Here is a 14,269-nt window from a genome sequence, read left to right on the forward strand (position 1 = left end):
GAATAAAATGAATCTCGCTAGCCGATCAGCCTCGAGGCGATCCAACCGAGCAGCGTGCCGACCGCAAGGCCGCCCAGCACTTCCAGCCGGGTGTGCCCCTGCCTTTCTCGCAGCCGGACCCCGCTTGCGGCGGCGGCTTCGAGAGCCAGCGCGTTGATCCGTTTGGCGTTCTCCCCCACGGCGCGGCGGATGCCCACCGCATCGATCATGACGATGTAGGTTACGGCGGCGGCGAGGCCGAACAGCGGCGTTCTCCACCCCTGATCGAAGCCGATCAGCATCGCTACCGAAGACACGACCGATGTGTGCGTGCTCGGGAAACCGCCGTTGCCGATCAGCTTCCGGGCATCGCTCCCGTGGCGCACCCGGTTCACCGTATATTTCAGCGATCCGGAAACGAGCCAGGCGATGAAAGGCAGAGCGGGATACAACAAGCCGGCGCCCATGTGCACATCCACTCCCCCTTTCCGTCATGCGCGCGCAATGAGCAGCACGCCGAAGGAGATGAAGGCGGCGCCGAACCATTTTTGCGGCGACAACGATTCATGAAACAAATAATAGCCGAGCACCATGACCACGATATATCCCGCGCTGACCATCGGATAAGCGGTGCTGAGCGGGAATTTGCGGAGCGCGATCAGCCAGAACACCGAGCTTAACCCGTAGCTGGCAAGCCCTGCCGCAATGGGCCAGGCCGCCGCCACGCCGGACCAGGACAGCCATCCGGCTTCCTCCGGTTTGGGCGAGCCGACGCCCCACTTCATCAGCACTTGTCCCGCAGCTCCAAGCAGTACGGAAACGATCAGCCATAAATATTGGATCACCGCCTTTTCCCCCTTGCTTTTTATTTAAAAAACAGCAAAATGCAGACGACGGAAAATCCGTATAACACCACCGTCATCAAAATGTGCTTGTCCTCGAGCAGCAGCTTTTCCGGCCGGCGCCCTTGCCTTCCATATGAATCAAATACAAGTAGCGAAACACGCCGTACAGCACGAAAATGAGCGTCCACATCAATTGGATCGTATGCCCCGAAGTAAAGGTGAACAGCGCGTAGCTCATGATCGTCGCCGTCGTCACGATCCCCGACATCTGGTTCAGCATCTCCATCGAATACGATTCGAGCACTTTGCGGTGCGAGCCTGAACCGTTCTGCATGAGAGCCAGCTCGTGCCTTCGTTTGCCGATCGCCAGAAACAAAGCCAGCAGCATCGTGCATAGCAGGAACCATGGCGTCAGCGGCACGCCGATCACAAGACCGCCGCCTACCGCGCGAAGCACGAACCCGGAAGCCACGATGAGCAGATCGACGATAACGACATGCTTGAGCCGATAAGAATACAGCACATTCATGCCAAAATAAACGGACAGCACGATGCCGAAAGCGAGCTGAAAGCGAAACGCCAGCATCAGACAGGACGTCAGCAGAACGAGGCCGAATAGGAGCGCCGTCTGCGGATGAATGGCGCCGGAGGCAAGCGGCCGGTGCTTTTTCTCGGGATGCAGCCGGTCCCGTTCGCGGTCTGCGTAATCGTTAAGCACATACACGCAGCTGGAGACGAGACAGAACAGGACGAAGCCGGAGAGCGCTTGTCCGAGCATGCCCATATCCGCCTGCCGCACGGAAAAGATCAGGGCGGCGAATACGAGCAAATTTTTCGTCCATTGCCGGGGCCGCATCAAGGCTAAGTAGCGGATGGGCACCGGCCGGCTCTCCCAGCCTTCCAGCTTGGCGTGCGCTTTGGTTTGGGACATAGCCAAACCTCCTTTATCGTAGTTTCAGAAAGGGTGCAGCCGCATCATTGCTTGACTTCATTCGATCCGCATTTCATTATAACGAACAATTGGTTCTTTATAAAGAACGATAATTGGTTATATTTTGGAGTAATTACGAGGATAGGCGCGTTTTTTGTTCGTTAAAACGAAATATTCCGACTTGTCCAATTTTCAATACGACGATTTTTGCGGTATACTTCAATTGGTTGTTCGTTATAAAGAACATATTTTCAACAAAGGACCGATGGATCATGTTGGGAAAGCGAGTGAGGGAGCTTCGCATGGAAAGGGGGTTAACTCTCTCCGAATTGGCGGAAGCCGCTGGCGTTGCCAAGTCTTACTTGAGCACCATCGAACGGGACATTCATTCGAACCCGTCCGTCCATTTGTTGGACAAAATTGCGGCTGCGCTGGACGTCTCCCTGAATCAGCTGGTGCGGCCGGATACGCCGGAGCCGGAGTCCGGTCCCCCGCCCGCGCAGGAGTGGTATGACTTGTTTCGAGACGCTCTGAACTCCGGCATCAGCCGGAAGGAATTGAAGCGCATGATCGAGTTTCGCAAATGGCAAGTCAGCCGAAATGAAAATGAGGAGGAGTAAGCATGTGCGGCATAATAGGCTGCATCGGCAGCGAGATTCGCAGAACAAGGCCGGGGACGGAGCCGCTTGCCGGATTCGCCGGCATCGCCCATCCCCCGCCGGGTTCGGTAACCGTCGGGTAGTCTAACCCAGACAAAGATAGGAGCAAGCAAGGAGGAGAAACCGTATGTGGATAGAGCCTTTAGACCAGGCCGCTTCCGTGCTGAACGCCTTGGGCTTGACCGCCGCCGGCGGCTTTGCCGCCCTGTTCCTGCTTCGGGCCAGGCGCAGCGCCATCGCCGAGCGGATGAAAATGAGCCTCGAGAAGCATCAAGATTACTTTACTTACCTCAGCGCCAATATTGACGATACGGATGCGCTGCTTCCGCCGCCCGGCCAATTGAGCTCTATCGAGCTAAGGGCCATTCAGTCTAAGCTGCTGGAGTGGATCGAGACGATCGGCGGCGAGTATCGAGGCAAGCTGACCGCCCTCTGCCGGGAACTGGGACTCGTTGAGCTGGAGCGTAAACGGCTTAGCAGCCCGCGGCAAGGGGTGCGCCTCGAAGCCGCTTATCATTTGGGCGTTATGCGGGCAACCGAATGCACCGGGGAATTATTGCAGTTCCTGGCGAAGGAAGGCCGGGAATCGACCGCTTTCGTCGTCGGACGAGCGGCCGCCAAATGTGCCGGGACGCTTGAGGAGCTGCACAGCCTTTTGCTGCTGCTTACCGAATATCACCCCGCAGCTCATCAGCTCATTGCCGATACGGTCGCCTCTTCTTCGCTAGATCCGGCTCCGCTCTTTGCCGAGCTGCTGCACAATGAAAATAACGAAGCGCTGCTCGCCGTAGCGCTCACCGGCCTCTCCGGCCGAAATTGTCCGGAAACGCTCGGCGCGCTTGACCGCTTGCTCATGTCCGGACTTAAAGAAATCCGGATCAAAGCGGCGAAAGTTTTACTGCAGCATTCCCACCTGCTGCCGCGTGAGCGAATTAGCGAACTGATCCGCCATCCGGACTGGGAAATTCGCGCGGCGGCGGCCAAAGCCGTCGGTGAACAGCAGCTTGGCGTTTATATGGAAGAGCTCGTCCGATGCATGGCCGATGAAGAGTGGTGGGTCCGCCATTACAGCGCTAAAAGCTTATCGCAGCTCGGGCCTGCCGGGTTTGAGGCGCTGTGCGAAGCAGCCTGCGGCGCCGAGAACGGCGAATCCCGCGAGACGGCCCGGGAGGCTGTGCTTGAAGAGCTCGACCGGTCGGAGGCTTCCGCTTCCCGGGAAGCCCAGCATATCCCTACCTACAATCAGCTAAATTTCATTTACCGGCGAATATTGGGCGAAACCGGCTCGGAACGGCTCGCCAGTACAACCCGGATCGGCTGTTAGAAAGGGGATCCGATGAGAGCGTTTTTGCTGAACTATGGAATCGTTGCCGCTTATTTGATCGTCGGCTCGAGCTTATTGTATCTCGTCATTTTGGCGCTATCGCATCAGAAGATGCTGTCCATTGTGAAAAGCACCGTGAACTCGCGCTTCCGGGAGCTCGCGGGCTCGGAATACGTACCTCCCGTCTCGATTCTGGTGCCTTCCTATAACGAAGAGCTGACCATCATCGAGAGCGTGAATTCGTTAATGACGCTGGAGTTTCCCGTATATGAAGTCGTCGTCATTAACGACGGTTCGACCGACCGGACGCTGCAAGTGCTGCTGGAGACGTTCGGCCTTAAGCCGTGCCGTCCGGCCGGCTTCCGTCCTTTGCTGCCGTCCCGGGCGATCCGCAGCGTGTACCGCAGCCCGCTCTATCCCCGGCTGGTCGTTATCGATAAAATAAACGGCGGCAAAGCGGATGCTTTGAATGCCGGCATCAATGCGGCCGCATATCCGCTCGTGGCCACCATCGATGCCGACAGCTTGCTTGAGAAAGACGCCTTGATCCGGTTGGTCAAAGTCTATATGGAAAATCCCGAGCAGCATATTGCCGTCGGGGGCAACGTGCGCATCGCGAACGGAAGCTCCATCGAGGACGGGCGCGTGCTGTCAGTCCGTTTGTCCAACAAGTGGCTTCCAGCCATGCAGTATGTCGAGTACGTAAAAGCGTTCCTCGGCGGCCGAATCGGCTGGAGCGCCATGAACGGGCTGCTGATCGTGTCGGGGGCGTTCGGCCTGTTCCGCAAAGATTACTTGGTCAAGGTGGGCGGCTACGAAGAGGGATGTCCCGGAGAGGACATGAACATCGTGATGAAGCTTCACAAATATATGTTGGACCGCCATTTGCCCTATCGCATCGTGTTTTGTCCCGACGCCGTCTGCTGGACGCAGGCCCCCGATACGCTTCGCGTCCTGGGCGCGCAACGCCGGCGCTGGATTCGCGGCAGCCTGTGGAACGTCAGCAAGTTCCGCGCGATGCTGTTCATTCCGAAGTACAGGGTGATTGGCTGGCTCGCCCTTCCCTACACGATTATGTACGAAATTTTAAGCCCTTTTGTCCGGCTCTCCGGGTTTGCGGCACTAGCCGGATACGTGTTGCTGGACATGACGCAAATCCGGGTCCTGCTCATGTTTCTGCTCGTCAACCTGCTCATCGGCATGGTGTTTACGTGCGGGTCGCTGCTGATCGAAGAAATGGCTTTCCGCAGCCCGATTCGCACGTACGATCTGCTGCGCATTATCGGCTTATCGGCGTTGATGGCGGCCGGTTACGATCAAATCAATGCGCTCTGGAAGCTGCTCGGGCAGTGGGATTACGTCCGCCGTAACCACGCATGGGGCAACATGGTCCGCCGCAGCTGGCAGGACGAAGCGGCCGAAGCGGGACAAGCCCGTTCCCGCAAAACGAAGACTACGAAAGCGCAGGCCGTCTGAATGGCGGCTGCAGGCTGCCCGAGAAAGGCGGAGCGGAGGATGGGAGTGTGGGTCGGAGAGCGCCTTTGAAATCGTGTTCCAACCCTTTATTAGAATACAATGGAACACGATTTCAACGAAGCCGGAGACCCACATTCTTAGGTCCGCAGTGTAGCCCTACTTTCTAGGGCAGCTTGACGGCCGCATCCTTACACTAAACGGAAATGGAGCGAAAAGCGATGAACAATACGTTACTGGCCGAATCCGGCTTGGCGCAACGACTTTACGAGCATGTAAACAACATGCTGCAAACCGTCGTCCCGGGAACCGAGTGCGGGGTGATCGCGGCGGCAGTGCACGGCTTCAGCCCGGCACATCTGCAGGAATTGGAGAATCGTCTCGGCATGGAAGGCGGCAATCTTGCCACGATGGCCGCTTACGAAGCGAAGGAAGGGGCTTTAATCATCCTGCTGCCGGGGCAATCGCTGGCTTTCACCCATTTTATAGCTCTGTCCGCCAAAGATTTCCTCAAGGAGGCGGAACTGCTCGCCGGAGGCATGGCGGTTGCCGCCTTTTCCGAGAGCGCTCCAGCTGCGGAGGAGGACATAGCCGGCTTCGTTTCTTCGTTGAATGCCGGAGAACGGACGGAGATCGCCGTTTACTCCGGATACCGTCCTGCCCCGGAAGCGCCGACGGTGGTCATGATCGATCCGAACGCCGACCTGCTCGATTTCCTGAACGTCCGGCTCGGCCTTCAGGGCTATGACGTCCGGCCTGCGCACGACGGCAAAGAGGGGCTCCGGCTCGTCGAATCGGTTCAGCCGGACCTTGTCATCACCGAGCTGGCGCTGCCTGCGCTCGACGGCTACCAGGTCATTCAGCGCGTCCGGAACTCCCGGAGCCGGACATGCAAAGTCGTCGTCCTGACCGACCTTACGGTCGAGCAGGACATTTGCAAATGCTTTGAGCTGGGTGCCGCCGATGTAATCAGAAAGCCTTTCTCTCCCAAGGAGCTTGAAGCGCGTCTCAAGCGGCTGCTCGCCTAACCTGCCTCGAGCATTGAAGGAGCTCATGCCCATGAAGTGGAAGAAGTCACCGGTCGCCTGGATACTGCGCATTGCCTTGCTGGCCGCCGCCGTTTTCCTGGCATGGCATTACTGGCCCGCTAAAAAAGTCGAAAGCATCCAGAGTGCAGATGGATCACAGATCAAATTCCGTACGCATGGCGATCGCATCGAGATTTACGAGAACCGGCAATGGACTCCGTTCTTCGTCAAAGGGGTCAATGTAGGTGCCGCGCTTCCGGGGCATGACCCGGGAGAGCTTCCGATCGGCAAGGAAACATATTTGGAATGGTTCAAGCAAATTCAGGAGCTCGGCGCCAATACGATTCGGGTATATACGATTTTATCGCCGTTATTTTATCAAGCGCTTGTAGAGTACAATGAGCGCCATGCGGATGCGCCGCTCTATTTCATCCAGGGCGTATGGACGCCGGAAGACGAGCTGAACGATAAAAAGGATGCCTACGAGGGCGGCATCTACAGCGAGTTTCAGACCGAGATCGCTTATGCCGTCGGAGCGGTGTACGGCACAGCCGATATTCCGGAGCGGTTCGGCAAGGCGAGCGGCGCCTACCGATACAACGCCGGGCCCTATTTGCTGGCATGGCATATCGGGACGGAATGGGACCCGAAGATGGTTCAGAACACGAATGAACGGCACAATGACAAGACCGGCTTCCAAGGCACCTACGTATCCGTCAAAATGAACGCCTCCCCTTTTGAAAACTGGCTCGCGGAAATGCTCGATCATTTGGCGGTGCTGGAATCGCAGAACGGGTGGAAGCATCCGCTCACTTTTACCAATTGGGTCACCACCGATCCGCTGAAGCATCCCGGCGAGGTGCTGGTTCAAGAAGATATGGCCAGCGTCGACGCGACTCATCTGGAAACGCACGGCTGGCCTGCCGGCTATTTTGCTTCGTTTCACGCTATCCCTACTATCCCGATTTTTTCCGGTTGGACCACACGCTGATGGACATGAAGGATAAGGACGGAACGCCCAATACGTACCTCAGCTATTTGACCAAACTGAAGGCTTACCATCAAGACATGCCCGTCATGATTACGGAGTTCGGCGTTCCTTCCTCGCTCGGAATCGGACATCTGGCGAATAAGGGCCGGAATCAAGGCGGCCACAACGAAACGGAGCAAGGCCGAATCGACGCCTCGCTCCTGCAGGATATTGCAAACAGCGGCATGGCGGGAGCCATTCTGTTTTCCTGGCAGGATGAATGGTTTAAGCGCACCTGGAATACGATGCACTTCGAAATTCCGCAAAGCCGCCGCAAGCTGTGGACCAACGTTTTGACGAACGAACAGCACTTCGGGCTGCTCGCCGAGCTGTCCGGAAAGGATGGGCCGCTCAAAATCGACGGGGACGCGAGCGATTGGCAATCGCTCAAAGAAGGCGACAAGCAAAAGCTCGAAGGCAACTACCCGGGATGGAAGTCGCTCTGGATGACCCATGACGAGGCATACGTTTACATTATGGGCGAGCTGGAAGAGCCGTTCGATCCGGAACGCGAGCTGCTTTACTTCGGCGTCGACACAACTCCCGGCGGCAACCGGCACGCGAAAGAGCTGGGAACCGTTAAGCTCGACGAAGGGCTGGAGACGCTCATCGAGCTCGGGAGAGACGGGGAAAGCCAGGTGAAGATCGCTTCCAATTATGATTTTCACACCCGGTTATACGGCAGTCAGTACGGCATGCTGAAGGTGGATCCTGAGGACATGAAAGACGATTCCGGCATCTTCGATCCGTGGAAGCTGGCCGTCGGCCTGGAGCAAATGCCGCCGGATTCCACCGTCTACAGTCCGTTTCAGGACGTACCGGCCGGCATGCTGAAGCGCGGGTCGACGGATCCGGCGTCGAACGATTTCGATTCTTTGGCGATGTGGCAAGCCAAGGGCAACGTCGTGGAGATGCGAATCCCGTGGATGCTGCTGGGGTTCACAGACCCGAGCTCGCTGCAGGTGATGAGCTACTGCCAGAAGAACGGGCAGCTGGTCGCCACGACGTCCAAGGGGATTCGATTGCTTCCCTGGATCGTTCGGCGCTCGGACGGCGGTATCCTCGGTTTGAACGGAGCCGCGGGCGTCTATCCCGTCTCCAAGCTGCCCTTATACACATGGCCTGCCTGGAACAAGGTCCGGAACGTCGAGCGGCTTAAGAAGAGCTACGACCTGATGAAGGACGCTTTCCACAAGATCGGATGAGCCAAAAAATCCCCTGTAGCCGAGCGCAAGCCGCCGGCGATAGGGGATTTCCTTTTATTAGGATTCGGAGCGTTTTTGTTTGTTGCGCCACTTGTTATACTCCAAAAATTCCGCAAACTGCTCTTTGCTTATGCCGGATTCCATAGCCTCCCGCACCAAACTGAGCCACTCTTCGTCCAGCTGCTCCTTAGGCTGCGGATTTTGATTATGAATGATCGTCTCCAGCTGAACGCCCAACACTGCACTGATCTTTTCAAGAAAATGAATCGACGGATTCGATTGGACCTCTCGTTCGATGGAGCTCAAATAAGATTTGGCCACTCCCGCTTTCTCCGCCAACTCAGTAAGGCTTAGCCCTTGCTCCAAGCGCAGTTGCTTGACTTTCTTGCCAATCATGGCACGACCCCTTCTGGCTACCGACAGTTTTACAAATACTATATTAGCAAAAAATGCCCGCAATGTGGACGGTTATTTTCCATTATAGAAATTGGAAGCGCTAACATAAAAGCTGAAAAAAATTATTATCGTTGCGAGTCGTCTTCGTTCTCTTTACATTCGCGAAAAAATTCCCGTACTTCCTCCGTGGAAATTCCCGAATCGCGTGCTACGATCATCAGGTTCACCCAGTGCTCTTCCAGTTTCTTGTTGGGTACAAGCGTTTGTTTTACGGACATAGCCCGATCCCTCCAAAGGTCTGGTTTTTTGGCGCGCATGATAGTATTCGAGACAAACTTCTCGTTTAAGCGGGTATTTTATTATTTTTTTTACATATTAACCATTTTAAAGAAAAAAAGGCTGCTCGTCGGCAGCCTATCCTGTACAATCGATCGTTACGAAACCGAGGCAACGTCATCGTTCAACACACCCATTTCCGAACGAATGACGTCGGCAATTCGCTGTGCATACTTCTCCAGCAGTGCGGCATCGGGACCCTCGACCATAACGCGAATGAACGGCTCCGTACCGGAAGGACGCACAAGCACGCGCCCCTCGTCCCCGAGATTCGCCCGGACGTCCTCGATCGCCCGCCGGATGCCGATATTGCTGTCCCAGCCTTGCTTGCCGGCGACCGGCACGTTCACAAGCAGCTGCGGGTAAGAACGCATAATGCTGCGCAGCTCGCCGAGCGGCTGTCCCGTATTCGCCATCACGCTTGCCAATTGAACGGCAGTCAGAATGCCGTCTCCGGTCGTGTTGTGATGCAGCATGATCATATGGCCCGACTGTTCGCCGCCCAGCACATAGCCGCCTTGGCGCATGGCCTCCATCACATTGCGGTCTCCAACGGCCGTCTGAACGACATTGATATTTAGGAGCTTCATTGCTTTAACGAAGCCCATATTCGACATTACGGTCGTTACTACCGTTCGGTGGTCAAGCTTTCCGGCGGCAAGCAAGCTTCGCGCCAAAATGGCGGCAATATAGTCGCCGTCGACAAGCTCCCCCGTCTCGTCCACCGCTATCAAGCGGTCCGCGTCGCCGTCAAAGGCGAGGCCCAGCTGCGCTCCTTCCCGCACGACTGCGTCTTGCAATGCGCTCGGGTGCGTCGAGCCACAATTCACATTGATATTGACCCCGTTCGGCGCTGCGGCCAGCGGAATGACGTTCGCTCCGAGCGCCCGCAGCACTTCAGGCGCAATCGCGGCCGCAGCGCCGTTCGCGCAGTCCATAACGATCTTCATCCCGTCCAGACGCTCGCGGGTCGTCCCTGCCAAATAGTTGACATACATGCCGCACGCATCCTGGCGCTCCAACACACGCCCAACTTCCGCTCCTACAGGCCGAGGTATCGCATCGTCCGTGTGGTCCAGCAAAGCTTCAATCTGTTGTTCCATCTCGTCAACCAGTTTAAAACCGTCGCTGCCAAAAAACTTGATTCCATTATCCGCTGCAGGGTTATGGGAAGCGGAAATCATCACGCCGGCATCCGCCGCCAGCGTACGAGTCAAGTAGGCCACGCCAGGAGTCGGAATCACGCCGGCGCGAATGGCATCCGCTCCTACCGACAAGATACCCGCAATGAGGGCGGACTCGAGCAAATCGCCCGAAATGCGGGTATCTTTGCCGACAACGACCGACGCCCGCGCTTTCCCCGCAGTCAGCAAATAAGCGCCCGCACGCCCAAGTCGGTATGCCAATTCCGGAGTCAGCTCCTGATTGGCCACGCCTCTTACGCCATCCGTACCAAAATAACGTCCCATCGATACGTTCCCCTCTCCGCTTATTTCACTTGCTTGCCTGAAGCAGCCGGTCCCGCAGCCTGCTTGCATAATCCGCTTTGGTGACTTGACGTTCGCGGGCAATCGCAAACGCGCCGTCCGGAACATCATCCGTTATCGTAGACCCGGTAGCTATGTAAGCTTCATTTCCGATCGTTACGGGCGCGATCAAATTCGTGTTGCTCCCCACGAAGCAGCGGTCTCCGACGATCGTTCGGCGTTTGCTCACGCATCGTAATTCACGGTAATGGCGCCGCAGCCGATGTTCGTGTTTTGGCCGATATCCGAATCGCCGACATAAGCCAGGTGCGGAATCTTGGTGCCCGCTCCGATATTGGAATTTTTTACCTCGACGAAATCTCCCACTTTCGCCCCTTCTCCTATGACGGAGTTAGGCCTGATAAAGGCAAAAGGGCCAATCGATGCGTCATCCGCAATAATCGACTCCCTAACGACGGAATGGTGCACGGCGACTCGTTCTCCCAAGGTGCTCGATTCAATCTCGGTACCGGCGCCTATGCGGCAACCTTTACCGATCGACGTTAATCCCGAGATGGTCACGCCGGGTCCGATCACCGTATCTTCACCGATGCGAACCGTAATATCGAGATAAGTCGTGTTCGGGTCTATGAGGGTAACGCCGTTTTTCATATGCAGCTCGTTGATCTGATTGCGAAGCACCCGATTTAATTGCGCGAGCTGAACCCGGTCGTTGATTCCCAATACTTCATGCGCATCGGCAACAAGTAGCGATTGGACGGAGAGCCCCATCTCCTTCACGATCCGGATGCAATCCGTCAAATAGTACTCCCGTTGGGAGTTCTTATTTTGCACTCGATCCAGCGCTTGAAATAGCACGGAGTTGGAAAAACAGTAAAGTCCCGGGTTGATTTCCTTGATTCGCTTTTCTTCCGCCGACGCATCCTTCTCCTCGACAATGCGCGCCACTTCACCCGCCTCGTCGCGGACAATGCGCCCGAATCCGGACGGATTGTCGACGGCTGCGGTCAGCATCGTCACCGCCGCGCCGGATTCGCGGTGCGCGTTCAATAACGATCGATACGTATGTGAAGTGACGAGCGGCGTATCTCCGTAACAGACAAGGGTATGTCCCTCCAGGCCGCCGATCGCCTCGCGGGCTTGCAGAACGGCATGCCCTGTACCGAGCTGGCGAGCCTGCCTAACGTATTCCGCTTCGGCGCCAAGCTCTTGCTCGATTTGCTCGGCGTAAGCGCCGACGACCACAAGCAAGCGCCCTACTCCGGCACCTCGGAGGGAATCGGTTACGTGACGAATCATCGGCTTGCCGCAAAGCGGATGCAGGACTTTATGAATGCTGGACTTCATTCGAGTTCCTAAACCGGCCGCAAGCACGATTGCGAATGTCTCGTTCACTGTATGTCTCTCCTTCTGCATGCAATTTGGGCCTACTCCCGTAAACGGGCCCAGCTTTCATAATCATGAATGGCAATGCCGGCGTATGAACCGCTGCTTTCGAGCATTTCGCTGACCGTGCCGAGCTCGCGCATCATTTGCGATCTCCCTTTACCGTAGAAGGTAATGAAGCCTTCGGAGCTCGGTACCGTCTCCACCGCAATGATGACGGGCTTGCCGTTTCGCTCCGCTTCCCCCAGCTCGGTCTTGATGCTGCTGACGATGTCCGATGCATTGTCCCGATAGGCCATCAGGGTAGTTTGATCCAGCTGGCGTATCATCCATTCGGACAGCGTTGTCCGTCCGCCCCGCCCGTCCGGGACGCTAAATTGCTCCAGCCAGACCGGCAAATCCGCACCGGCAATCAAATGGGGGGTTTCCGCTCTCATCTCCTCGACGAAGCCGCTCACCGTATCCCGCCAAAGCCCCAGCATCGCATCCGTATCGGCATACCAGGCACGCATGACGAACGGCTCGACGTCCAGATGGATTCCTTTAAACTGCTCCGCGGCTGCCACCGTACCGTTGTAAGTTTTCACCCAATCGATCAGCTTGTACATTTTGATCTGATTGGCGGAAAGTATCCAATCGGGAGCTCCCCCTAAAGCGTGAACCTCGATACCGCGAGCGGATGCCTCGCCGATAAAGCTGCTGTAGTCACTCGCAGGAACATCGGGATCGACTTGCAAAAATACGAGATTGACGCCGTTTTGCCGAAGAAATTGGAGCGAGCCCTCCTTGTTCTTCAGCGCCATGCCCGTATTCCATATCCAAGTAGCCGTATACGACCGCCCGCCGGCCGCTAAGGCGTACGCCCGATCGACGGTGCCGGCGGGCGGCGGAAGCGAGACAAGGGGTTGAGTAAAGGCCAGACAAAGCAAGGCGACTTTCCCGACAAATCGGAACCTGAAAAGCAGATGGTTTCCTTTCACTTGCATACTCCTCCGATTCATAGTTTGGGAGGGCGGCTCGGCAAAACACATGATCGATTATACCAAATTGTTCGTTATTACGAATGGTTCCTGCGTCATTATTTTTGTAAACTTTTTGTTTGAGATGTTCGTTTTTTGTAGAAAAACCTCGATAAATCTATGATATGTTCGGTGAGGAATTAGGAGTTTTCGCATTGTGCTTGGTTGGGCGAGCAAAAATTGTTCTTTATACAGAACGACCGATTGTTCGCTCAAACAGCCGAAGGCAAGAAAGAGGGGACAAACCGAACTGAAAAATGCAGCTTATATCCCGGGAGGAGATAAGCTGCATTTTTTTACCCTTTCACCGAACCGATCATGGCGCCTTTCACGAAGTATTTCTGAATGAACGGGTACACCATCAGAATCGGCAAGGTCGATACCAAAATAGTGGCATATTTCAACGATTCTTCGACGATCATTTCATCCCCGGAAGCGGAGACGACTTGCGCATCGCTGTATTGCCCCGCCATGACGATATTTCGCAAAATCACTTGCAGCGGGTACATGCTTTCGTCCCGTAAATACAACAAGGCGAGAAAGAAGTTGTTCCACAATCCTACGGCGTAAAATAAGCCGATCGTCGAGAGCGCCGGCTTGGACAGCGGCAGAACGATCCACGTGAACACACCGATATCCGTTAACCCGTCCATTTTCCCGGATTCTTCGAGTTCTTTCGGAATACCTTGGAAAAAAGTGCGCATGACGATTAAATTCCAAGTGGAAATGAGGCCAGGAATCGTCATCGCCCATATCGTGTTCATCAGCCCCAAGCTTTTGACGACCAGAAACGTCGGGATCATGCCTCCGCTGAAAAGCATCGTAAACACAATCATGAGCATAAACGTTTTGCCGAAAACAAGGTTTTTTCTGGCCAACGCATAAGCTCCCATCGCAGTAAACGAGAGCGATAACAAAGTCCCCAGCGCCACATAGACGATCGTGTTTTTATAGCCGAGCAAAATCCGCGGATCGTTCAAAACCAAGTGGTACATGTTGAAATTGAGCCCTTTGGGCCAATGGTGACTTCGTTCCTTATGACATAGTCCGAAGCGCTTAAGGAGACCGCGGCCATATACACGAAAGGATACAGGGTGGCAACGACCACACCGGATAAGAGGAGCGCGTTAACCACATCAAATAAATGAACTTTGCGTTTCACTGCCGGCGC

At 55.7% G+C, this 14,269-nt stretch carries 12 protein-coding genes and 3 pseudogenes; 6 read left to right on the forward strand and 9 right to left on the reverse strand.

The features are described from left to right. Positions 1 to 17: 17 nt before the first annotated feature. The 3 genes and pseudogenes from SD70_RS04620 to SD70_RS04630 form a co-directional block, all read right to left on the reverse strand. Entirely contained in the window at positions 18 to 446 is a 429-nt protein-coding gene (locus SD70_RS04620) for a divergent PAP2 family protein (RefSeq protein ID WP_041046094.1), read from the reverse strand. 24 nt (positions 447 to 470) lie between these two features. Next, positions 471 to 824: an SMR family transporter gene (locus SD70_RS04625; protein WP_052487046.1), complete on the reverse strand. Its 354-nt coding sequence runs from the start codon at positions 822 to 824 to the stop codon at positions 471 to 473. Between the two features lie 20 nt (positions 825 to 844). Further along, positions 845 to 1,755: pseudogene (locus SD70_RS04630) on the reverse strand (decaprenyl-phosphate phosphoribosyltransferase). 272 nt (positions 1,756 to 2,027) lie between these two features. On the opposite strand from SD70_RS04630, the gene SD70_RS04635 reads away from it, so the two are divergent. The 6 genes from SD70_RS04635 (at position 2,028) to SD70_RS37645 (ending at position 8,474) form a co-directional block, all read left to right on the forward strand. Then, positions 2,028 to 2,375, forward strand: coding sequence for a helix-turn-helix domain-containing protein (locus SD70_RS04635; protein WP_041046095.1), 348 nt, complete (start codon positions 2,028 to 2,030; stop codon positions 2,373 to 2,375). 166 nt (positions 2,376 to 2,541) lie between these two features. Then, a complete protein-coding gene (locus SD70_RS04640; RefSeq protein ID WP_052487047.1) occupies positions 2,542 to 3,738 on the forward strand; it encodes a HEAT repeat domain-containing protein in 1,197 nt (398 codons plus the stop codon). A gap of 12 nt (positions 3,739 to 3,750) precedes the next feature. After that, positions 3,751 to 5,214: a glycosyltransferase family 2 protein gene (locus SD70_RS04645; protein ID WP_041046097.1), complete on the forward strand. Its 1,464-nt coding sequence runs from the start codon at positions 3,751 to 3,753 to the stop codon at positions 5,212 to 5,214. A gap of 218 nt (positions 5,215 to 5,432) precedes the next feature. Beyond that, positions 5,433 to 6,239, forward strand: a complete 807-nt coding sequence (locus SD70_RS32845; RefSeq protein ID WP_052487048.1) for a response regulator transcription factor — start codon at positions 5,433 to 5,435, stop codon at positions 6,237 to 6,239. Between the two features lie 31 nt (positions 6,240 to 6,270). Beyond that, the gene (locus SD70_RS37640) at positions 6,271 to 7,230 is read left to right on the forward strand and encodes a hypothetical protein (RefSeq protein ID WP_231571046.1); all 960 of its coding nucleotides are present in this window, start codon (positions 6,271 to 6,273) and stop codon (positions 7,228 to 7,230) included. Beyond that, positions 7,230 to 8,474 carry a hypothetical protein gene (locus SD70_RS37645; protein WP_231571047.1) on the forward strand — a complete coding sequence of 415 codons (1,245 nt, stop codon included), beginning with the start codon at positions 7,230 to 7,232 and terminating at the stop codon, positions 8,472 to 8,474. Before SD70_RS37640 ends, SD70_RS37645 begins: the two co-directional genes overlap by 1 nt. Positions 8,475 to 8,531: 57 nt before the next feature. On the opposite strand, the gene SD70_RS04660 is transcribed toward SD70_RS37645, so the two are convergent. The 6 genes and pseudogenes from SD70_RS04660 to SD70_RS04680 all read right to left on the reverse strand — a co-directional run bounded on the left by SD70_RS04660 (position 8,532) and on the right by SD70_RS04680 (position 14,260). After that, entirely contained in the window at positions 8,532 to 8,870 is a 339-nt protein-coding gene (locus tag SD70_RS04660; protein ID WP_041046099.1) for a helix-turn-helix domain-containing protein, read from the reverse strand. Between the two features lie 125 nt (positions 8,871 to 8,995). Continuing rightward, positions 8,996 to 9,148 (reverse strand): anti-repressor SinI family protein, encoded by a 153-nt coding sequence (locus SD70_RS35785; protein ID WP_156157888.1) that lies wholly within the window; start codon positions 9,146 to 9,148, stop codon positions 8,996 to 8,998. Between the two features lie 156 nt (positions 9,149 to 9,304). Beyond that, positions 9,305 to 10,675 carry a phosphoglucosamine mutase gene (glmM, locus tag SD70_RS04665; RefSeq protein WP_041046101.1) on the reverse strand — a complete coding sequence of 457 codons (1,371 nt, stop codon included), beginning with the start codon at positions 10,673 to 10,675 and terminating at the stop codon, positions 9,305 to 9,307. A gap of 25 nt (positions 10,676 to 10,700) precedes the next feature. After that, positions 10,701 to 12,088 (reverse strand): annotated as a pseudogene (glmU, locus tag SD70_RS04670) (bifunctional UDP-N-acetylglucosamine diphosphorylase/glucosamine-1-phosphate N-acetyltransferase GlmU). Between the two features lie 32 nt (positions 12,089 to 12,120). Beyond that, positions 12,121 to 13,059 (reverse strand): hypothetical protein, encoded by a 939-nt coding sequence (locus SD70_RS04675; protein ID WP_052487049.1) that lies wholly within the window; start codon positions 13,057 to 13,059, stop codon positions 12,121 to 12,123. A gap of 335 nt (positions 13,060 to 13,394) precedes the next feature. Next, positions 13,395 to 14,260 (reverse strand): annotated as a pseudogene (locus SD70_RS04680) (carbohydrate ABC transporter permease). Between the last annotated feature and the right edge of the window lie 9 nt (positions 14,261 to 14,269).

It is taken from the genome of Gordoniibacillus kamchatkensis (assembly GCF_000829455.1).
Classification (GTDB): Bacteria; Bacillota; Bacilli; order Paenibacillales; family NBRC-103111; genus Gordoniibacillus; species Gordoniibacillus kamchatkensis.